The 19,936-nt window shown below is 72.2% G+C and carries 20 protein-coding genes, 1 tRNA gene and 2 riboswitches; of the genes, 14 read left to right on the top strand and 7 right to left on the bottom strand.

The annotated features are described in order from the left end of the window. The first annotated feature begins 2 nt into the window (after positions 1 to 2). The 4 genes from BN6_RS32735 (at position 3) to glyA (ending at position 3,752) form a co-directional block, all read left to right on the top strand. The gene (locus BN6_RS32735; RefSeq protein WP_015104136.1) at positions 3 to 383 is read left to right on the top strand and encodes a putative secreted protein; all 381 of its coding nucleotides are present in this window, start codon (positions 3 to 5) and stop codon (positions 381 to 383) included. Positions 384 to 403: 20 nt separating this feature from the next. Next, a complete protein-coding gene (locus BN6_RS32730; protein WP_015104135.1) occupies positions 404 to 706 on the top strand; it encodes a DUF3817 domain-containing protein in 303 nt (100 codons plus the stop codon). Positions 707 to 1,087: 381 nt separating this feature from the next. Beyond that, a riboswitch (glycine riboswitch) is annotated at positions 1,088 to 1,175 on the top strand. Further along, positions 1,176 to 1,270: riboswitch (glycine riboswitch) on the top strand. Between the two features lie 105 nt (positions 1,271 to 1,375). After that, positions 1,376 to 2,476: a glycine cleavage system aminomethyltransferase GcvT gene (gene gcvT / locus BN6_RS32725; RefSeq protein WP_041318893.1), complete on the top strand. Its 1,101-nt coding sequence runs from the start codon at positions 1,376 to 1,378 to the stop codon at positions 2,474 to 2,476. 10 nt (positions 2,477 to 2,486) lie between these two features. Further along, positions 2,487 to 3,752, top strand: a complete 1,266-nt coding sequence (gene glyA, locus BN6_RS32720; RefSeq protein ID WP_015104133.1) for a serine hydroxymethyltransferase — start codon at positions 2,487 to 2,489, stop codon at positions 3,750 to 3,752. A 227-nt stretch (positions 3,753 to 3,979) separates the two neighbouring features. Here the strand turns inward: glyA and BN6_RS49275 are convergent, their stop codons facing one another. Then, a complete protein-coding gene (locus BN6_RS49275) occupies positions 3,980 to 4,642 on the bottom strand; it encodes a hypothetical protein (RefSeq protein ID WP_015104132.1) in 663 nt (220 codons plus the stop codon). 142 nt (positions 4,643 to 4,784) lie between these two features. Here BN6_RS49275 and BN6_RS32710 point away from each other — a divergent pair, with 142 nt between their 5' ends. The 3 genes from BN6_RS32710 to BN6_RS32700 all read left to right on the top strand — a co-directional run bounded on the left by BN6_RS32710 (position 4,785) and on the right by BN6_RS32700 (position 9,105). Then, the gene (locus BN6_RS32710) at positions 4,785 to 6,053 is read left to right on the top strand and encodes an SAM-dependent methyltransferase (protein WP_231904814.1); all 1,269 of its coding nucleotides are present in this window, start codon (positions 4,785 to 4,787) and stop codon (positions 6,051 to 6,053) included. After that, positions 6,050 to 6,823 carry a DUF1295 domain-containing protein gene (locus BN6_RS32705; RefSeq protein WP_015104130.1) on the top strand — a complete coding sequence of 258 codons (774 nt, stop codon included), beginning with the start codon at positions 6,050 to 6,052 and terminating at the stop codon, positions 6,821 to 6,823. Before BN6_RS32710 ends, BN6_RS32705 begins: the two co-directional genes overlap by 4 nt. Positions 6,824 to 7,038: 215 nt before the next feature. Then, a complete protein-coding gene (locus tag BN6_RS32700) occupies positions 7,039 to 9,105 on the top strand; it encodes a S9 family peptidase (RefSeq protein WP_015104129.1) in 2,067 nt (688 codons plus the stop codon). Here BN6_RS32700 and BN6_RS42650 read toward each other — a convergent pair. Then, a complete protein-coding gene (locus BN6_RS42650) occupies positions 9,086 to 9,811 on the bottom strand; it encodes a MerR family transcriptional regulator (protein WP_158509473.1) in 726 nt (241 codons plus the stop codon). The two genes, BN6_RS32700 and BN6_RS42650, sit on opposite strands and share 20 nt — an antisense overlap. 41 nt (positions 9,812 to 9,852) lie before the next feature. Here BN6_RS42650 and BN6_RS32690 point away from each other — a divergent pair, with 41 nt between their 5' ends. Then, positions 9,853 to 10,503, top strand: coding sequence for a hypothetical protein (locus BN6_RS32690; RefSeq protein ID WP_015104127.1), 651 nt, complete (start codon positions 9,853 to 9,855; stop codon positions 10,501 to 10,503). A gap of 102 nt (positions 10,504 to 10,605) precedes the next feature. Here the strand turns inward: BN6_RS32690 and BN6_RS32685 are convergent, their stop codons facing one another. From BN6_RS32685 to BN6_RS32670, 4 genes are all read right to left on the bottom strand, one after another. After that, positions 10,606 to 11,448 carry a spermidine synthase gene (locus tag BN6_RS32685; RefSeq protein WP_015104126.1) on the bottom strand — a complete coding sequence of 281 codons (843 nt, stop codon included), beginning with the start codon at positions 11,446 to 11,448 and terminating at the stop codon, positions 10,606 to 10,608. Beyond that, positions 11,445 to 11,855 (bottom strand): adenosylmethionine decarboxylase, encoded by a 411-nt coding sequence (speD, locus tag BN6_RS32680; protein ID WP_015104125.1) that lies wholly within the window; start codon positions 11,853 to 11,855, stop codon positions 11,445 to 11,447. The genes BN6_RS32685 and speD overlap by 4 nt, the downstream gene beginning before the upstream one ends. Positions 11,856 to 11,910: 55 nt before the next feature. After that, positions 11,911 to 13,083 (bottom strand): type III PLP-dependent enzyme, encoded by a 1,173-nt coding sequence (locus BN6_RS32675; protein WP_015104124.1) that lies wholly within the window; start codon positions 13,081 to 13,083, stop codon positions 11,911 to 11,913. A 74-nt stretch (positions 13,084 to 13,157) separates the two neighbouring features. Next, positions 13,158 to 14,480 carry a metallophosphoesterase gene (locus tag BN6_RS32670; RefSeq protein ID WP_041314881.1) on the bottom strand — a complete coding sequence of 441 codons (1,323 nt, stop codon included), beginning with the start codon at positions 14,478 to 14,480 and terminating at the stop codon, positions 13,158 to 13,160. Positions 14,481 to 14,595: 115 nt separating this feature from the next. On the opposite strand from BN6_RS32670, the gene BN6_RS32665 reads away from it, so the two are divergent. The 3 genes from BN6_RS32665 to pabB all read left to right on the top strand — a co-directional run bounded on the left by BN6_RS32665 (position 14,596) and on the right by pabB (position 18,141). Beyond that, entirely contained in the window at positions 14,596 to 15,096 is a 501-nt protein-coding gene (locus BN6_RS32665) for a SigE family RNA polymerase sigma factor (RefSeq protein ID WP_015104122.1), read from the top strand. Further along, a complete protein-coding gene (locus tag BN6_RS32660; protein WP_015104121.1) occupies positions 15,096 to 16,049 on the top strand; it encodes a hypothetical protein in 954 nt (317 codons plus the stop codon). The genes BN6_RS32665 and BN6_RS32660 overlap by 1 nt, the downstream gene beginning before the upstream one ends. Positions 16,050 to 16,134: 85 nt before the next feature. Beyond that, a complete protein-coding gene (pabB, locus tag BN6_RS32655; RefSeq protein WP_015104120.1) occupies positions 16,135 to 18,141 on the top strand; it encodes an aminodeoxychorismate synthase component I in 2,007 nt (668 codons plus the stop codon). Between the two features lie 79 nt (positions 18,142 to 18,220). Here the strand turns inward: pabB and BN6_RS32650 are convergent, their stop codons facing one another. Then, positions 18,221 to 18,562 (bottom strand): histone-like nucleoid-structuring protein Lsr2, encoded by a 342-nt coding sequence (locus BN6_RS32650; RefSeq protein ID WP_015104119.1) that lies wholly within the window; start codon positions 18,560 to 18,562, stop codon positions 18,221 to 18,223. A 273-nt stretch (positions 18,563 to 18,835) separates the two neighbouring features. On the opposite strand from BN6_RS32650, the gene BN6_RS32645 reads away from it, so the two are divergent. From BN6_RS32645 to BN6_RS32635, 3 genes are all read left to right on the top strand, one after another. Beyond that, entirely contained in the window at positions 18,836 to 19,117 is a 282-nt protein-coding gene (locus tag BN6_RS32645; RefSeq protein ID WP_015104118.1) for a metal-sensitive transcriptional regulator, read from the top strand. A gap of 119 nt (positions 19,118 to 19,236) precedes the next feature. Further along, a tRNA-Leu gene (locus BN6_RS32640) sits at positions 19,237 to 19,313 on the top strand. 284 nt (positions 19,314 to 19,597) lie between these two features. Continuing rightward, positions 19,598 to 19,909: a hypothetical protein gene (locus tag BN6_RS32635; RefSeq protein WP_051075825.1), complete on the top strand. Its 312-nt coding sequence runs from the start codon at positions 19,598 to 19,600 to the stop codon at positions 19,907 to 19,909. Positions 19,910 to 19,936 lie beyond the last annotated feature (27 nt).

Genomic DNA, 19,936 nt, shown 5'->3' with positions numbered 1-19,936 from the left:
GGGTGCCCGGCACCCTCCTGACACCCAAGCGACTCGCCATCGCGGCGGTCTGCCTGGTGTCGTTGATCGTGTGCTGCGGCCTCGCCTACTGGCAGTGGGAGCGGTTCTCCGAGGCCGGTGGCACGTTCCAGAACCTCGGGTACGTCTTCCAGTGGCCGCTGTTCGGCCTGTTCCCCTTGTTCATGGTGTGGCGGCTGCGCAAGCTCGCAGCGCAGCGCCGGGCCGAGGACGCCGGCGGCGGGACCCGGGAGCCGGTGGCACCGGCCGCGCGGCCGGTGGTTACCGTGGAACCCGTCAGAACACCCGCGCACCACGACGAGGACGACGAGCTGGCGGCCTACAACCGCTACCTCCGGGAGCTCAACGCGCGGGACCAGCGGTGAGCGAAGGCGGTCGGTAGGCGATGAGCGGTGCGTTGAGCCGGTTCCGGTTCATGGCTTACGTGGTCGGTGTCGGCCTGCTCCTGCTCGTGGTCGCGATGTTCGTCAAGTACATCGGCGACAACGCCGGGATGATGGCCGTCGTCGGGCCGGTCCACGGCTTCCTGTACGCGATCTACCTGGTCTTCACGGTCGACCTGGCGCTCAAGGCGCGCTGGTCGCTCAAGGGCTCCGCGCTGGTGCTGCTCGCGGGCACCATCCCGTTCGTGTCGTTCTACGCCGAGCGCAAGGTGGTCGAGAGCGTCAAGGCGGAACGTGCCCTGTGACCGCTCGCCCCACGCCCGCGCCTGAGGTCGCCGTGGGCGCGCGGGGCGCGGGCGAGGCGCTTCCCGCCGTGCGACGCGAACCCGAGCCTCCTGCGCGCGTCGTAGGCCCCTGGCACGCTGCTCTGGCATCCGTCGCCGCGCGGCCTGCGATCCGCGAGTCGCCGCTCTCGTGGGCCGCTGTGGGTGCGTCGTCCGTGGTCAGCGCGGCCACCGATGCGCGGCCTGCGCTCGTCGGATCTCCCGGCGTGTGGCCCGCAGGGGTGCGGTCGCCCGTCGGTCCTGATCGTCGGCGGTCTGGTGGCGGGTTCTGTGACCGGGTCCTGGTTGACCGTGCCTACCAGGCACAACTAGCGTCTGGCGGTACCAACTGAACACGGCCGTCGATGTCGAGCGGGAGAGTCCCCGGAAGGGGCGCCGAAGGAGCAACTCCTCCCCGGAATCTCTCAGGCACAGCTACCGCCCGACGCAGGCAACTCTGGAAAGCAGGCGCAGCGCGCCTCGCCCACGGTGCAAGCCGCGCCCAGCGCGCGGTGAAGCTCTCAGGCTCATGACAGAGGGGGAGGCTCACTCGACGAGGAGTCTCCGATGGACCGTGTCATCCTTCACCAACGGCGGCCGACCGACCAGGTCGGTGCCATCGCCGTGCCCGCCACCAGGGAGGACCACCCCGTGGAAACCCGCCGGACGCCGCTGCACGCCGAGCACGAGGCGCTGGGCGCCCAGTTCACCGACTTCGCGGGCTGGAAGATGCCGCTGCGCTACGACAGCGAGCTCGCCGAGCACCACGCCGTGCGCACGTCGGCGGGCCTGTTCGACCTGACGCACATGGGCGAGATCGTGCTGTCCGGCCCGGAGGCCGGCCGCGCCCTGGACCACGCGCTGGTCGGCAACGCGTCCGCGATCGCGGTCGGCCGCGCCCGCTACACCATGATCACCCAGCCGGACGGCGGCGTGATCGACGACCTGATCGTCTACCGCACCGGCGAGCAGGAGTACCTGGTCGTCGCGAACGCGTCGAACGCCGCCGTGGTGTTCGACGCGCTCGTGGAGCGCGCGGACGGCTTCGACACCTCCGTGGTCGACAAGTCGGTCGACTACGCCCTGCTGGCGGTGCAGGGTCCGGCGTCCACGGCGATCGTCGCGGGCCTGACCACGACCGACCTGGCGACGGTCAAGTACTACGCCTCCTACCCGACCGAGGTCGCCGGCCGCCCCGCGCTGCTGGCCCGCACCGGCTACACCGGCGAGGACGGCTTCGAGCTGTTCCTGGACCCCTCGGACGCGCCGGCCGTGTGGCAGGCGCTGCTGGAGGCGGGCCGCGAGCACGACCTCAAGCCCGCCGGCCTCGGCTGCCGCGACACGCTGCGCCTGGAGGCCGGGATGCCGCTCTACGGCAACGAGCTGTCCGCCGAGCGCACCCCGTACCACGCCAACCTGGGCCGCGTGGTCAAGCTGGACAAGCCGGAGGGCTTCGTCGGGCGCGACGCGCTGGCCGCCGTCGCCGAGAAGGGCGTGGAGGCGAAGCTGGTGGGTCTCAAGACCGCCTCGCGGCGCGCGCCCCGGCACGGCTACCCGGTGCTCGACGCGTCCGGCGCGGTGATCGGCGAGGTCACCAGCGGCGCGCTGTCGCCGACCCTGGGCTACTCGGTGGCGATGGCGTACGTGACGCCGGAGAACGCCGAGCCCGGCACCGAGCTGGCCGTCGACATCCGGGGCAGGCAGGAGCCCGTGGAAGTCGTCGCGCTGCCGTTCTACAAGCGAAACTCGTAAGGGAGACACCATGTCCGAGCACTTCAACACCTCCCTCGCGGAGTTCGACCCGGAGGTCGCCGAGGCCGTCGCCGCGGAGCTCGGCCGGCAGCAGGGCACCCTGGAGATGATCGCGTCGGAGAACTTCACCCCGGTGTCGGTCCTCGAGGCGCAGGGCTCCGTGCTGACCAACAAGTACGCCGAGGGCTACCCCGGCCGGCGCTACTACGGCGGCTGCGAGAACGTCGACGTGATCGAGCGGCTGGCGATCTCGCGGGTCAAGGAGCTCTTCGGCGCGGGCTTCGCCAACGTCCAGCCGCACTCGGGCGCGCAGGCCAACGCGTGCGCGATGTTCGCGCTGCTCCAGCCCGGCGACACGATCCTGGGCCTGGACCTGGCGCACGGCGGCCACCTGACCCACGGGATGCGGATCAACTTCTCCGGCAAGCTCTACAACGTGGTGCCCTACCACGTGGCGGAGTCCGACGGCCGGGTCGACATGGCCGAGGTCGAGCGGCTGGCCGCCGAGCACCGGCCGAAGCTGATCGTGGCCGGCTGGTCGGCCTACCCGCGGCAGCTGGACTTCGCGGAGTTCCGCCGGATCGCCGACTCGGTGGACGCCTACCTGATGGTCGACATGGCGCACTTCGCCGGCCTGGTGGCGGCCGGGCTGCACCCGAGCCCGGTGCCGCACGCGCACGTCACCACCACGACCACGCACAAGACGCTGGGCGGCCCGCGCGGCGGCGTGATCCTGACCAACGAGGCCGACCTCGCCAAGAAGATCAACTCGGCGGTGTTCCCCGGCCAGCAGGGCGGGCCGCTGGAGCACGTGATCGCGGGCAAGGCGGTGGCGTTCAAGCACGCCGCGTCGCCCGAGTTCGCCGACCGCCAGCGCCGAACGGTCGAGGGCGCGAAGATCCTGGCCGACCGGCTCTCCCAGCCCGACGCGGCGGCGGTCGGCGTGAAGGTGCTGACCGGCGGCACCGACGTGCACCTGGTGCTGGTCGACCTGGTGGCGTCCGAACTGGACGGCAAGCAGGCCGAGGACCGGCTGCACGAGGTCGGGATCACGGTCAACCGCAACGCGGTGCCCAACGACCCGCGCCCGCCGATGGTCACCTCGGGCCTGCGGATCGGCACGCCGGCGCTGGCCACCCGCGGTTTCGGCGCGGCGGACTTCGCCGAGGTCGCCGACGTCATCGCGGCCGCGCTCCAGGCCGCGCCGGACCTGGCGGAGCTGCGGGCCCGGGTCGAGGTGCTGGCCGCCAAGCACCCGCTCTACCCGAACCTGTAAGGGTTTCCCCGCTCGACGCGTGATCCCCCGGCCCAACCCCAGGCCGGGGGATCACGCGTTTCGGGGGGTGTGGCCGCTGGCGCGTCGGTGATCCGCGCGTTCGTGACGGGTGCGTTTGCGGCCGGCGCGCTCGGTGTGTCAACGCTCGGTGTGTCCACGCCCGGTGTGCGCCGGACCGGTGTGCTTCGGGCTGGTGTGCTCAGGGGCCGACGTGCGGCGGGCCGGTGCTAGGCGGCGGGGGCCTTCACGCCGGGTGGCAGGCACTCGACGTTGCGCTTGCCGTCGGGCTGGACCACGAACCACGTGCCGCCCACGCCCTGGCCCTTCCACTGGCCGGGGGCCTCGTCCTTGGCGTACGCGTAGAGCGCCCACCCGGCCAGCGTCACCTGCTCGGTGCCGTCCGCGCGCTTGACCGTGCCGACCAGCGCCGGGTCCACGCCCTCCAGCGCCGGCGCGCCGCCGGTCGCGAGCAACGGCGGCCACGTCTCGGCGCAGGTGCCCTCGCAGTTGGACCTCGGCGGGTTCGGGGTGTCCTTGTCGAACCGGTAGAGGGTGCGGCCGTCGCCGTCCTGCACGACGTCGCCCATCTTCGGCACGCTCTTGGCCACCAGCGTGACCGAGGACCCGGCCGGTGCGGGGGCGGCCTGCCCCTCGGGCGCACCGGCGGCGGGGGTCTCCAGCGGGGATCGCGAAGTGGTCGCGGCGGGCGTCTCGGCGGGAGGTGCGGCGGGGACGTCGCCGTAGTCGGCCTGCGCCGCCGCGCCCACCTGCTCGGTCCGGGCCACGGTGGTGCTCTGCAAGCCCGCGGCGTTCGAGGTCCACACGACCAGCGCGAGCACGGCAGCCATGCCTCCCGCGACGGCGATGGCGATGCGGTTTCGTCGGATCACACTCAACTCCTCCTTGGTCCGTCAATCGCTCCACCGACGACTACGGCCACCTCGCGACGCCGGTTCAGCGCCGGGCGGCGAGTCGAACCAAGACAGGGGTGGCGCGCGAACGTCGGACTACCAGAGGTGTGAGGAGGAGCTCGTGGTCGTCGCAACCGCCGGAGTGGCCGGGCGGCTCGCCGCCGTCGTGGAGCGTCTGCTGGGTGCGCAACTGCCCATCGGGCTGCGCGCGTGGGACGGCAGCACGGCCGGGCCGCAGGACGGCCCGGTGGCCGTGATCAGGTCCCGCAGGGCCCTGCGCCGGCTGCTGTGGAACCCCGATGAGCTGGGCCTGTCCCGCGCGTACGTGGCGGGGGAGTTGGATGTGGACGGTGACCTGACCGAGGGGCTCGTCCGGTTCTGGGAGCTGGCCCGGCAGGGGAGGCTGAGCAAGCCGAAACCGGTGGACGTGCTCGGCGCGCTGCGCACCGCCGCCGGTCTGGGCGTGCTCGGGCCGCGCCCCGCGCCGCCCGGCGAGGAGGCCCGGCTCTCCGGCCGGCGGCACACCCGCGACCGGGACCGGGACGCCATCGCCCACCACTACGACCTGAGCAACGCGTTCTACCAGCTGGTGCTGGACCCGAGCATGGCGTACTCGTGCGGGTACTTCACCACGCCGGGGGCCACGGTCGCCCAGGCGCAGCACGCCAAGCTGGACCTGGTGTGCCGCAAGCTCGACCTCAAGCCCGGGATGCGCCTGCTCGACGTCGGCTGCGGCTGGGGTTCGATGATCGTCCACGCGGCCAAGCACTTCGGCGCGCGGGCGACCGGCGTGACCATCTCGGCGCAGCAGAAGGCGCACATCGAGGCTCGGATCGAGCGCGAGGGCCTGGCCGACCTGGTCACCGTGCGGTTGCAGGACTACCGCGAGATCGCCGACGAGCCGTTCGACGCGGTGTCCACGATCGAGATGGGCGAGCACGTCGGCGAGGAGAACTACCCGCAGTACGCGGCGGTGCTGCACCGGATGCTCAAGCCGCGCGGCCGGCTGCTGCTCCAGCAGATGTCGCGGGGTGCCAACGCACCCGGCGGCGGCGCGTTCATCGAGTCCTACGTGGCACCGGACATGCACATGCGGCCGGTCAGCCGGACCGTGGCGCACCTGGAAGGGGCGGGGTTCGAGATCCGCGACGTGCACGCGCTGCGCGAGCACTACGTCTGGACGGTCCGCGCGTGGGCCGAGACGCTCGAACAGCGCTGGGCCGAGGCGGTCGCGCTGGTCGGCGAGGGCCAGGCGCGGGTGTGGCGGCTGTACCTGGCCGGTGGCGCGCTGACCTTCGAGGAGGGGCGGATGGGCGTCGACCAGGTGCTGGCGGTCCGCCCCGGCCCGCGCGGCGACAGCGGGATGCCGCGGACCCGGGAGTGGGCATGACCTTCGGCTGGAACGTCCTGTGGTCGGCGGTCGCGGTCGTCGCCCTGGTGACGGCGCTGTTCGGCTACGCCGCGTCGCGCAAGCGGTTCGACCTGATCGACTCGTTCTGGGGTCCGGGGTTCGCGGTGATCGCGGCGCTGACCTACGTGCTGTCGGAGCACTCGGCGCGGGCGCTCGTCGTCGCGGTGCTGACGGTGGTGTGGGGCGTGCGGCTGGGCTGGCACATCCACTCGCGCAACCGCAGGAAGCCCGAGGACCAGCGGTACGTCGACATGTACGCGCGGGCCAAGGGCAACCCGCTGGCCAAGATGTACCGGGTCTACCTGCTCCAGGCCGCGATCATGCTGGTGGTGTCGCTGCCGGTGCAGTTCGCGGCGCACACCACGGCGGCGTTCGGGGTGCTGGACTACCTGGGCGTGGCGGTGTGGCTGGTCGGGTTCGCGTTCGAGTCGATCGGCGACTACCAGCTGGAGCGCTTCAAGGCCGACCCGGCGAGCAAGGGCCAGGTCATGGATCGCGGCCTGTGGCGCTACACCCGGCACCCGAACTACTTCGGCGACGCCTGCGTGTGGTGGGGCCTGTTCCTGTTCGCCTGCTCGACCCCCTGGGCGTCGGTGCTCGTGGTGAGCCCGCTGCTGATGACCTTCCTGCTGGCCAAGGGCAGCGGGAAGCCGTTGCTGGAGAAGGACATCGCGCAGCGGCGTCCGGGGTACGCCGAGTACGTCCGCCGCACCAGCGGCTTCTTCCCGCTGCCCCCGAAGGCCCGCTGACCGCCCCGCCCGCCTGCCCGCCCCGCCGCACGCCTGCCCAGCCGGCCGCGCCATCCGCCGCCCGTTCCTGCCCACCGCCCGTTCCTGCCCACCGGGCCGCGCGGTTGGGCGGAGTGAGGGGCTGGTCGGGCAGCGCGGCTGGGCGTCTCGCCGTGTCGGTTGGTCGCTGCACGTAGTGGCCGGGTCACCCGGTGGTGAGGCCATAAGGTGTCACCGTGGGCAACGAGATCTCCTTCCCGCGCCAGCAAGCGCGCAGCCAGCGGTTCACCCTCGGTGCGCCGCGCAACTTCACCGTCGCACCCGACGGCAGCCGGGTCTACTTCCTGCGGACCGCGTCGGCCACGAGCCGGGCGAACTGCCTGTGGGAGTTCGACACCGCGACCGGGACCGAGCGGGTCCTGGTCGACGTCGACGCCCTGCTCACCGACCCCGAGGACCTCTCACCCGAGGAGCGGGCCCGGCGTGAGCGCAGCCGTGAGCAGGCCACCGGCATCGTGTCCTACGCGGTGGACGCGGACGTCGCGCAGGCCGCGTTCGCCTTGTCCGGGCGGCTGTTCGTCGCCGACCTGGGCTCCGGCGCGGTGCGCGAGCTGCCGGTCGGCGGCAGTGTCGTGGACCCCCGGCTGGACCCGACCGGGCGCAGGGTCGGCTACGTCGTGGCGGGCGCGCTGCACGTCGTGGACCTCGGGTCCGGCAACGACGTGGTGCTCGCCGAACCGGACGCGGACGGCGTGACGTGGGGCCTGGCGGAGTTCATCGCCGCCGAGGAGATGGGCCGCCACCGCGGTTACTGGTTCTCCCCGGACGGCGAGCACGTGCTGGCCGCGCGGGTCGACAACCGGCCGGTGCGCCGCTGGTACATCGCCGACCCGGCGAACCCGGCCACCCCGGCCGCCGAGATCGCCTACCCGGCCGCCGGCACCCCCAACGCGGACGTCGAGGTCGCGATCCTGGGCTTGGACGGCAGCCGCGTGTTCGTCGAGTGGGACCGGGCGGCCCTGCCGTACCTGACCACCGCGAGCTGGTCCGCGCACGGCCGGCCGCTGCTCCAGGTCCAGTCCCGCGACCAGCGCCGGGTGGAGGTGCTGGCGGCCGGTCCGGACGGCGTCGAGGTGCTCGCGGTCGACACCGACCCGCACTGGATCGAGGTCGTGCCCGGCTCGCCGCGGTGGCTGCCGGACGGCCGGCTGGTCCGGGTGGTGCCGCTGGCCGGTGCGAACCGGCTGGTGGTGGGCGAGGACGTGTGGACGCCGGACGGCTTCCAGGTGCGCTCGGTGGTCGAGGCGGCCGACGACGTGCTGGTGACCGCGTCCACCGACGACCCCACCCAGGTGCACGTCTTCCGGGTGACCGCCGACGGCGTCGAGCGACTGTCCACTGAGGACGGTGTGCACGGGGTCGCGCGCGGCGGGGACGTCGTGGTGCTCTCGTCCAGCGGCCTGGGGCACTTCGGGCCCAAGGTCACGGTGACGGGCGGTGGTGCGAGCGGGACGATCGAATCGTTCGCCGAGACCCCCGTGCTCACGCCGGACGTGCGGCTGCTGACCGTGGGCGAGCGCGGGTTGCGCGCCGCCCTGCTGCTGCCCACCGGGCACGTGCAGGGCGAGAAGCTGCCCGTCCTGCTCGACCCGTACGGCGGGCCGCACGCGCAGCGCGTGCTCAGCGCCCGCAACGCCTACCTGGCGTCGCAGTGGTTGGCGGACCAGGGTTTCGCGGTGCTCGTGGTGGACGGGCGCGGCACGCCCGGTCGTGGGCCGGAGTGGGAGCGGGCGATCGCGTTCGACTTCGCCGGCGCGACGCTGGAGGACCAGGTCGACGCCCTGCACGCGGTCGCGGCGCAAGAGGAGGACCTCGACCTGGGCCGGGTCGCGATCCGGGGCTGGTCCTACGGCGGGTACCTCTCGGCGCTGGCCGTGCTGCGGCGCCCGGACGTGTTCCACGCCGGCATCGCGGGCGCGCCGGTCACCGACTGGCGGCTCTACGACACGCACTACACCGAGCGCTACCTCGGGCACCCGGACGAGAAGCCCGAGGTGTACGACACGAACTCGCTCATCGCGGACGCGTCGAAGCTGGAGCGGCCGTTGATGATCGTGCACGGGCTGGCGGACGACAACGTGGTGGCGGCGCACACGCTGCGGCTCTCGTCGGCGTTGCTGGCGGCGGGACGCCCGCACACCGTGCTGCCGCTGTCGGGCGTCACGCACATGACGCCGCAGGAGCAGGTCGCCGAGAACCTGCTGCTGCTCCAGGTCGACTTCCTCAAGCGGTCACTGGGCTGAGGTCGGGCTCGAACGGGACCTCCAGGACGGTGGCGCGCACGCCGTCACCGTCCTGGAGGCGCGTCTCCACGGTGGGGGCGCTGACGGTGAGCCGGTGCCCGGCCAGCCAGTCGAACAGGTCGTGCCCGGCCCGCACCACGTCCTGCCCCGCCGTGACGGTCACCCGCGCCGCGGTGCGGGCGGGCAGCACGAGCGGTTCGCCGCCGCGCCCGGTGCCGACCGCGGCGGCGAACGTGCCGTCGGGCCGGCCGCGCAACCAGGTCACCAGGGTCGACGGCTCGTCCGCGCAGGCCGCCGCGATCTCGGCCGGGTGCTCGACGGTCAGCCGGCGCACGGTCAGCCGCGTGGCCGGCGCGGTGGTCACGTGCGGCAGCAGCGGCGTGGCCGAGGCCAGGTGCCGGCGGGCCCGCTCGGCGACCTCGGCCAGCTCCGCGACCTGCCGGTCCAGGTCGGCCAGCGCGACCCGCAGCGCCCGCCGGACCTCCTCGTCCGGGGCGTCCACGACGTCGGCCAGCAGCCGCAGCGGCAACCCGAGGCGGCGCAGCGCCCGGATCCGCTCCAGCCGCACCAGTTCGGCCACCCCGTACCGCCGGTAGCCCGAGACCGGGTCGACCGAGGCCGGGGTGAGCAGGCCGATCCGGTCGTAGTGGCGCAGGGTCCGCTCGGTCGTCCCGGCCAGCCCGGCCAGTTGCCCGATCCGCCACACCTTGACCTTCTCCCTGGGGCAGGGTCCTAGCTTCGCCGACCATGACGACCCACCCGGACCCCGGTACCCGACTCGCCGGCGCACTGCTGCTGATCTCGTTCGTGGCGATGGTGGCCGGTGCGGCCCTCGTCGCGCCATCGGGGTTGACCCTGAACCCGGCCGATCCGGTCGCCGCGCTGACCGCCGTGCGCGACCAGGTCGGCCTGCACCTGGCCGAACTGGCGCTCGACGTGGTGGGCTGGTTGGCGCTGACCACCGCCGGGCTCGTCGTGGCCGGCGGGCGCGCGGGCCTGCGCGGTCACCTGGCGGTGCCGGCCGGGGGCTTGTTGGCGGCGGCGGGCCTGGCCGGGCTGCTGCACGACGCGGGCAACCTGGCGGTGACGCGGTTGGCGGCCGACCCGGCGCACGGGTCGGCGGAGGTGGCGCTGCTGACGGCCAAGTGGGGCGTCAACCTGGCCGGGCTGCTGTGGGTGGCGGCCACCGTCGCCACGACGGCGGCCCTGCCCGGTCCGCGATGGCTGCGGTGGGCCGGGGCGGCGGTCGCCGGGTCGGGCCTCGCCGCCGTCGTCCTGCCGTGGACGACCGGCACGGCCGGGGTTTCGCCGGGGCTGGAACAGCTCGGCTACGCCCTGCACCTGCCGGTGATGCTCTGGTACGCCGTGCTCGGCGTGCGCTGCCTGCGTGGCCGCTGATCGCGTGCCCGCTGACGACGTGTCCGCTGAACGCCTGCCGTTCTGACGGCAGAGGCCCGTTCCTGTTGCCGGGCAACGGGAACGAGCCTCGTCACGGCCGGGTCAGGCCAGCGAGCGCCGCACCAGGTACGGCGGGATCGAGTTGCCCAGCAGGGCCAGGTCGTCGATCGTCTCGGGCCGGTAGCCGCACGTCGCGAGGCGTTCGACCATCAGCCCGGTCGGGTCGGCGACCTCGTCGGCGCGGCCGAACAGGTACGCCCACTCGTGCTCGTCCGAGCCGTAGTACGCGACCGTGTCGAACACGTCGTTGAAGCGCTGCCAGGAGCGGATCAGCGTGCTGTTGCGCCACATGGTCTGGCACCCGGCCTGCGTCACCACCACGCCGCCCGGCGTGAGCAGCGCCTTGCACATGCGCAGGAACTCCTCGCCGTACAGGCGGTTGTGCTGCGCCTCCTCCTCGCGCTCGTCCGGCAGGTCCACCAGGACGATGTCGTAGCGCTCTGAGGTGGTGCGGATGTGCTCCCACCCGTCGGTGTAGCGCACGCGGACCGCGCCGTCGCCCTGCTCGGCGGCGGCGAGCTCGTCCAGCGTGTAGCCGTAGGGCAGGTGCTCGGCGCACAGCTTCACGGCTTCTTCGTCGATGTCGATGTGGTCGACCACCGACGCGCCGGCCGCGACCGCCATCTGGCACACCACGCCCTCGCTCGACCCGATGACCAGCACCCGGTCGACGCGGTCGGCGAGCAGCAGCGCCGGGACCATCAGCGCCTCGTGGTAGGTCAACTGGCTGAACTCGGTGCTCTGCCGGTCGTCGTCGCAGAACAGCGACAACCCCTGCGCGGTGCGCGCGATCACCAGGTGCTGGAACTTCGTCTGCGTGTCCACGACAACGCCTTCGACGTCCCAGAGCCGGTTGAGGCCGGCACCGAGCGGTTCCTTGATCACGCCTTCTCCTCGCCCACGAGCGCGGGGACCTGGGTGCCCCGGCTGATCATGTCCGTCCGTGCCGACGCAGCTCCCAGCGCGGTGGCCAGCAACTGCACCGCGAGCGCGGGTTTGGCGCGCGTGCCGCAGGTGAACACGTCCACGAACACCGCTCCGACTTCCGGATACGTGTGGATGGACGCGTGCGACTCCGACAGCAGGGCCAACACGGTGACCCCTTGCGGCTCGAACTGCTTGGAGACCACCTCCAACACGGTGGCGTCGGCCTGGGTGAGCGCTTCGCCGAGGGCGTGTCGCAGGAACTGCTCGTCGTCGAGCAGTTCAGGGCTCACACCTTGCAGTTCGGCGAGCACGTGCTGTCCTGCGAACAAGCCGACCGGCTCGACTTCGCACGGGAGTTCGGACATCAATCACTCCAAACATCTTGAGAAGGGGTCGTGCGTCTTACAGACAGGAGCGCGCTCATCGCACGCAGTAGGTGGCCAACGGCTCGAAACCGTTGAAGGCCACGGAGGAGTAGCTCGCGGTGTACGCGCCGGCGCACAGCAGGTCGACGTGGTCGCCCGCCTGGAGGTCCAGGGGCAGGTCGTAGCACGTCGCCTGGTACAGCACGTCGTCCGCGTCACAGGTCGGTCCCGCGATCACCACGGGCCCGGTGGGGCCGCCGTCGCGGCTGGTCCGCAACGGGTAGGCGATCGCCTCGCCCTCGGTCTCCGCGAGGCCGCCGTAGCGGCCGATGTCGAGGAACACCCAGCGCCGTTCGTCCGAATAGGACTTCTTCGACACCAGCACGACCTCGGAGCGCAGCACCCCGGACTCGGCCACGACCGCGCGACCCGGCTCGATCATCACCTCCGGCGCGAACTCCCCGAAGTGCCGGGCGATCGACGCGGTGATGGCGGCGGCGTAGTCGGCCAGTGGCGGCAACGGGTCCAGGTAGCCCGCGGGCAGGCCACCGCCCAGGTTCACCGTTGACAGCGGCACACCTTCGGCCCGCAGCTTCGCGGTCACCTCGGCGGCGTCGGCGATCGCGGCGTCCCAGCCGGTCGGGTCCAGCTGCTGCGAGCCGGCGTGGAACGCCACGCCCAGCGGCACCAGACCCAGGCCGTGCGCGAGGCGCAGGAGATCCGCCGCCATCTCGGGCGCGCAGCCGAACTTCTTCCCGAACGGGTAGGTGGAACTGTTGGTGTTCACCAAGATCCGGAGCATCACCGACGAGCCGGGCGCGTGCTCGGCGAGCGCCCGCACGTCCTGTTCGCTGTCGGAGACGAACAACCGCACGCCGCGGCTGTGCGCGTAGGCGATGTCCCGGGCCTTCTTGATGGGGTTGCTGTAGGAGATCGTCTCCGGCTTCGCGCCCCTGGCCAGGCACAGGTCGATCTCGCGGGGGCTCGCGACGTCGAAGCCCGACCCCTCGGCGGCCAGCAGCCCGACCACCTCGGGCTCCGGATTCGCCTTCACCGCGTAGAAGATCCCCACCCCGGGCAGGGCGTCGCGCAGCGCGGTGAACCGGTCGCGCACCGTGGGCAGGTCGATGACCAGGCACGGCGTCGCGGGTTGCCCATGGTCCAGGAAACGACGAATACGAGCTGTTGCCTCGTTGTGGAGCCGTTGGCCGGCAAAGCTCGTCTTCATCTCGCTAGGGGTCCCCCTCCGCAACCGTGTGCTGGCACGGCCGTCCACTCTAGGTGGTTTCGGTGCAGAAAGCCCTATCGGCCGGCGAAGTTGTGATGCAGCTCCACCACCGTGATGTCCGGCGGAGCCCCCACGCGGACCGGCGGACCCCAGAACCCGACACCGTTGCTGGTGTAGACCTGGGTGCCGTCGACGGTGGCCAGACCGCTGCGAACGGGTTGCTGCAAGCCGACCGCGAGGTGGAACGGGAACATCTGGCCGCCGTGCGTGTGGCCGGAGAGCTGGAGGTCCACGCCGTGCCGGGCCGCCTCGTGCGCCTGCACCGGCTGGTGCGCCAGCAGCACCACGGGGCTGCTCCGGTCGCGCCCGTCCAGCGCCCGCGCGAAGTCCGGCCCGTCGTCGAAGCCGCGACCGGTCACGTCGTTGACGCCGGCCAGGTCGAACGCCGCCCCGGCCCGTTCGACGCGCAGCCGCTCGTTGCGCAGCGGGTGCACGCCGAGCCGGTCCAGTTCGGCCAGCCACGGCTGCACGCCCGAGTAGTACTCGTGGTTGCCGGTGACGAAGAACGAACCGTGCGTGCTCACCAGGTCGCGCAGCGGGGCCGCCGCCTCGCCCAGCTCCTCCACCGTGCCGTCGACCAGGTCGCCGACGATCGCCACCAGGTCCACCTGCTGCTCGTTGATCATCCGGACGATGCGCTCGGTGTGCGCGCGGCCCAGCAGCGGGCCCAGGTGGATGTCGCTCACCACGGCGATCCGGTAGCCCGACAGCTTCGGGTCGAGCTTGCCCAGCGCGACGGGCACCCGCTTCACCACCGGGTCGCCCAGCGCCTGCGTCGCGCCGTAACCCACGACCCCCACCGCCGCCACTCCGCTGACGGCCGCCAGCGACCGCGCGATGAACAACCGCCGGCCCGGGTCGCCCGGCGCGCCCGACACGGGTGCCGCGCCCGCCGCCGGGTCCAGCGTGGTGACCTCCGAGGCGACGGCCGGTCCGGACGTCTCCACCGGTTCCGGAGCACTCACGGGTTCGGTGTCGCTCGGAAGTCCGGGGTTGCTTGCGGGGCCTGGGTTGCCCACGGGTCCGGGGTTGCCCGCGGGTGCCGGCGCGGGTGTGCCGGACCTGCGGCGGGCGGCGCGGTGCAGCAGGGCGCGCGGGACCTCCAGCAGGGCGAACAGCAGCGCCAGGTAGAACGCGCAGGCCAGCCAGAGGTACCCGGGCCAGGCCAGCACGCCCAGGTTGAGCGTCATACCGGCGATCAGCAGCACGAACAGCCCGACGACGAGCGCGGTGCCGACGCGGCGCGCCCGGCCGGGCCCGGTGGTGTCACGGACCGCACGCCGCCACACGTAGTAGTGGGTCGCGCCCATGACGAGGGTGAACAGGACGACGAACAACGTGCGGCCTCCTGGGTGGTGTGATGCCAAGTCTCCACGAAACACGGCGAACCCGTGCAACCGCTGGAGCCGTTGCCGGCGTGACTAACCCGGTACCGCGTGATGGGGGAGACAGATGAGTGATCGGGACGCCGCGTTCGCCGAGTACTTCGCGGCGCGGTCCGAGGCCATGCGGGGCACGGCGTACCTGCTGTGCAACGACTGGCACCGGGCGGAAGACCTGGTCCAGGCCACGTTCGCCAAGATCTACGTGGCGTGGGCGCGGATCAACCGCCACGAGGCACTCGACGCCTACACCCGGCAGACGCTGGTCCGGACCTTCGTGTCCGAGCTGCGCCGGGGGTGGTTCAGGAAGGAACGCGTGAGCGAGTCGACACCGGAGGCCGCCGGTGTCGGTCGGGGCTCGGCGGAGGACCGGCTGGTGCTGCTCGAAGCGCTGGCCAAGGTGCCGCCGAGGCAGCGCGCCGTCCTGGTCCTGCGGTACTGGGAAGACCTGTCGGTCGAGGACACCGCCAGGGCGTTGGACTGTTCCGAGGGAACCGTCAAGAGCCAGGCCGCGCGGGGGCTGCAGACGCTGCGCGGCCTGATCACCCCGCAGCAGGGAGAAAAGGTGTGATGGACGAGGACGAGCTGAAGAGCGCGTTGCGAGACGCGATGGTGGCGAGCAGCCCGCCGCCGCCGATGAGCCCCGCCGCCGCCGTGGCGGCCGGCCGGTCCGCCCGGCGCAGGCGGGCGACGGGCTGGGGCGCCGCCGTGGCGGGCCTGGCCGTGGTCGCGATCGCCGTGGGCACGGTGCTGGTGCCGCAGTTGAGCGCCGGGTCCGGTGGCGCGGTGATCCAGGCGGGCGGGCAGTCGTCCGACCCGCGTCCCCAACCGACCGGGTCCGGCGGTGTCACGACCACCGGGCGGCCGTCCGTTCCCGGGTCGCCGACCGGGACCGGGGCGCCGACCGGGACCGGCGAGCCGTCCGGGGCGACCCGGACGTCCTGGCCGGACGGGCAGACCGACCGGACCGCGACCAGCGGGCCCCGCGCCGACAAGTCCGTGCGGGTGCTCAACGACCTGGGCTCGGCGTTGCCGCCGACGTTCCAGGCCGTGGACATGCAGCCGATCGGCGACCAGTGGTCCGGGCCGATGCGCAGCGCCCAGTCGCAGTTCGTCGGCTACTACGACGGCGACGGGCAGATCTGGGAGTACATGGCGACGACCCCGGTCATGCAGAGCGGCTCGTCGGCCGTGGGCCGGCTGTGGATCCAGGTCGCCACCAAGGGCACCGCGAAGGCGTCGGACGGTTCGCCGTGCGGCGCGGTCGCCGCCGCCTGGCCGATCGAGGGGCCCTGCTCGGAGGTCGACGCGGGCGGCAAGCGGGTCGGCTTCGTCTCGGCCCGGCCCGGCACGGAGTCCGACCTCGACGAGCTGGTCGTCCACCAGCACGACGACGGCACCCTGGTGTTCATCGGCCAGGCCGCCGAGTTCCGGCGCGCCGGCTACCCGGCGCTGTCCGCCCCGGTGTTCACCCGCGACCAGCTCGCGGCGCTGGCGACCGACCCGAAGTTCCACCTGGACTGAGGTCCGCGCTCCGGGGAGGCTGGTGTGTCCGGCCTCTCCGGGGTGGTCCATCCGGGTGTTTCGGCAGGTACCGTGCTGTGTTGCCATGCGGACCCTGCTGATCGACAACCACGACTCGTTCACGTTCAACCTGTTCCACCAGCTCGCCCAGGTGAACGGACGGGAGCCGGTCGTCGTCGCGAACGACGACCCGCGGTTCCGGATGTCCGATTTGCGCCGGTTCGACAGCGTGGTGATCTCACCCGGTCCCGGCCGCCCGGACAACCCCGCCGACTTCGGCCTGTGCCGCGCCGTCATCGACCACGGCGACCTCCCGCTGCTCGGCGTCTGCCTCGGGCACCAGGGCCTGTGCCTCGCGCACGGCGCCACCGTCGGCCGGGTCACGCCCCGGCACGGCGTGGTCGACCGGGTCCGCCACACCGGCGTCGACCTGTTCGCCGGGCTGCCCCAGCCGCTGCCCGTCGTGCGCTACCACTCGCTGGCCGTCACCGACCTGCCGCCGTCGCTGGAGGCGGTGGCCTGGTCGGCGTCCGACGACGTGCTCATGGGGGTGCGGGACCGCACCCGGCCCGCGTGGGGCGTGCAGTTCCACCCCGAGTCGATCTGCACCTCGTCCGGGCACCTGCTGCTGGCCAACTTCCGCGACCTCGCCGGCGGGTCCGCCGGCGCGGCCGACCCGCTGCCGCCGCCGGCCGCGGAGCCTGCTCCTGAGCGGCGCGTGACCGTGCGGCGGGTCCCGGTTCACCCACCACCGGAACGGGTGTTCGCGGAGCTGTACGGGGCCTCCACCGACGCGTTCTGGCTCGACAGCAGCCAGACCGGGGACCGGGGGCGGTTCTCGGTCATGGGCGACGCCGGCGGGCCGTTGGCGCGGGTGGCCAAGTACGACGTGTCCACCGGCCGGGTGACGGTCGGCGACGAGGAGTTCGCCGGGCCGTTCCTCGACTGGGTGGCGCGGGACCTGGCGGCCAACCGGGTGGCCGTGCCGGACGTGCCGTTCGAGTTCCACCTCGGGTGGGTCGGCTACCTCGGCTACGAGTTGAAAGCGGAATGCGGCGGGGAGTTCGCGCACCGTTCGGAGCAACCGGATGCCGCGTTCGTGTTCGCCGATCGGGCGCTGGTCTTCGACCATCTGGAGCGGAGCGTCCATCTGTTGACGCTCACCGACTCGGACGGGTGGTTGGACCGAACGGAGGCGTTGCTCACCCGTGTCGGCGATGGCCCCGCCGAACCTGTTTCAGGGGTGGCCGCGCAGAGCGTTGTGCTCCGCCACAACCGGGCGCAATACCTGAAACTCGTCGCGGCCTGCCAAGAGGCCATCACGGCGGGGGAGACCTATGAGGTGTGCCTGACCAACGAGGTCGCCTGGCGGGGTGCGCTCGACCCGTGGCAGGCGTACCGGTTCCTGCGCGCGGAAAGCCCTGCGCCGTTCGGGGCGTTGCTCCGTTTCGACGCGCTCAGCGTGCTCAGCACTTCACCCGAGCGGTTCATCCGGATCGACCGGGAGGGTGTCGTCGAATCCGAGCCAATCAAGGGCACCCGGCCGCGCGGGGCGACCCCGGCGGCCGACCGGGCTTTGCGCACGGCCTTGGCGACCAGCGCGAAGGACCGGGCCGAGAACCTGATGATCGTGGACCTGGTGCGCAATGATCTGGGCCATTGCGCGGAAGTGGGCAGCGTCGAGGTGCCCAGGATCTTCGAGGTGGCCAGCTACGCGACGGTGCACCAGCTCGTCAGCACCGTTCGGGCGCGACTTCGGCCCGGCGCTTCGGCGGTGTCCGCTGTTAGGGCGGCGTTCCCCGGCGGGTCGATGACCGGGGCCCCCAAGATCCGGACAATGCAGATCATCGACGGTCTGGAAGCCGGGCCGCGTGGTGTCTACTCGGGTGCGCTCGGTTACTTCTCGCTGTCCGGAACGGCCGACTTCAGCATCGTCATCAGGACGCTGGTGGTGGACCGGGACAAGGTGAGTTTCGGCGTGGGCGGCGCGGTCATCGCGCTGTCCGACCCGGCCGGTGAATTCGAGGAGACGGCGGTCAAGGCGACCGCCCTGCTCAGCCTGCTCGGTGCCGGGTTTCCGGGCCGGGAGTGAATGCCCTGACCTGCGGTTCCCGGTGTTGTCCCCTGCGGCGGGCACGGTTGCGGCCGCAGGGGAAAACGCCCGGGACGGCTCAGGAGGCGTGGGCTTCCTGGAACTGCACGACCAGGCCCTGGGGAATGCGGCCGCGGTCCGAGATCTGGTGCCCCTGCGCCCGCGCCCAGTCTCGAATGGCCTGCGCCTGGGCCTTGTCACCAGCCTTTACCGTGCTCTTGCCGGTGCCCTTGCGCTGCTTGCGGCCACCCGCGCGGCGCGCCTTGGCGACGAAGTCGGCCAGGGACTCGCGGAGCTTGTCCGCATTGTCCTTGGAGAGGTCGATGGAGTACTCCACACCGTCCAGGGCGAAGGTCACGGTCTCGGCGGCTTCGCTGCCGTCGAGGTCGTCGATGAGTTGGACGACGGTCTGCTGTGCCACTGTTCCTCCGTGTGTGCTCGCATAGCGCGTGTTGCCGTCACCTTGTATCTGCGCCACACGCTTCGGACGACACCATAGTGCACGGAAGGAATATCGCCTAACCTTTCGCCGCGAAAATGTCCCGATGCCCCCGGACGGGTCATTTCGCAGGCTAAACCACCAGCCCCGAAATGTGAGGGCCGCCTTCGGCGTCACACGTGGTGCCGGTCACACCCGGTCGGGTGGCCTATCCTGGTGGCCGGATACCCGCCCAGGGTAGGGAAGGTCGGGACGATGCACGGTTACACGGCGGACAAGGACGCTTACCTCAAGCGCCTGCGCCGCATCGAAGGACAGGTCCGCGGCCTGCAGCGGATGGTCGAGAACGACGAGTACTGCATCGACGTGCTGACCCAGATCTCGGCCGCCACGAAGGCGTTGCAGGCGGTCTCGCTCGGCCTGCTCGACGAACACCTCAAGCACTGCGTCGCCCAGGCCGCCGCCGAAGGTGGTCAGGTGGCGGAGGAGAAGCTGGCCGAAGCGTCGGCCGCGATCACCCGCCTGGTCCGCTCGTAGCCCGACGACCGCCGCCGCGACCGCCGTCGGGCCCCGTTCGCGGCCGGCCCGGACGGGGCGACCGCGGCCGAGGGGTACGCGCCGGCCCGTCCGGCTGATCCAGTAGAGTGCTCCCACTGGCCCCCGTAGCCCAACCGGCAGAGGCAGCGGACTCAAAATCCGTCCAGTGTCAGTTCGACTCTGACCGGGGGCACCAGAAACCCGCAGGCCGCATCGGCGGCGCTCCCCAGCACATACCGCAGGGCACCGCTGCGCGCGGACCAGGTGCGGGCGGCGAGCTGTGGCAGCAGCGGCACGATCTTCCCGGACCGAGCAGTCCACCGCGTTGGTCGCCCCGGCCCCTGGCAGTCTCCTGCGCGTGGGGAAGGCTCCCCGAACGGGTTCGGCCGCGCGCGGTGGACCTTCCGGCTGGGTTCCGGAGATTCCGTCACCGAGGCGACTTTGTGGCACTTGTTCGGCGGTGGCGGTGCGGGGAATCGGGTGGTGATGAACGACAGTCGCGTTGCGGTGGTCGACCCGCTCGTCGTGCTTGCCGGTAGTGCCGACTACCGCGACCGTGCGGACGCGGGATGCGCGCCGGCGTCGTTCGCCGACGTCGACCAGGCTCGGGAAACGCTGTTGGAACTGGTGCTGGACCTGGGCGACACATTCGTCACCCGGTCGACGGCCACCGCCCTGCTACGTCGCGGGGGCGAGGTCGCTTACCGGATCGTGTCGCGCGCCCTCGACGCAGCGGACGGTCAACCCCGTTGGTCGGACGCCCCGTCGAGTAGGAACGTCTGCAAGGACTGAGTCGGCGGAGGCGGAACGGAGTGTGGC

Source organism: Saccharothrix espanaensis DSM 44229, from assembly GCF_000328705.1.
Taxonomy (GTDB): Bacteria; Actinomycetota; Actinomycetes; order Mycobacteriales; family Pseudonocardiaceae; genus Actinosynnema; species Actinosynnema espanaense.
The sequence above is the reverse complement of the archived record's forward strand: the minus strand, read 5'-3'. Positions and strand labels throughout refer to the sequence as shown.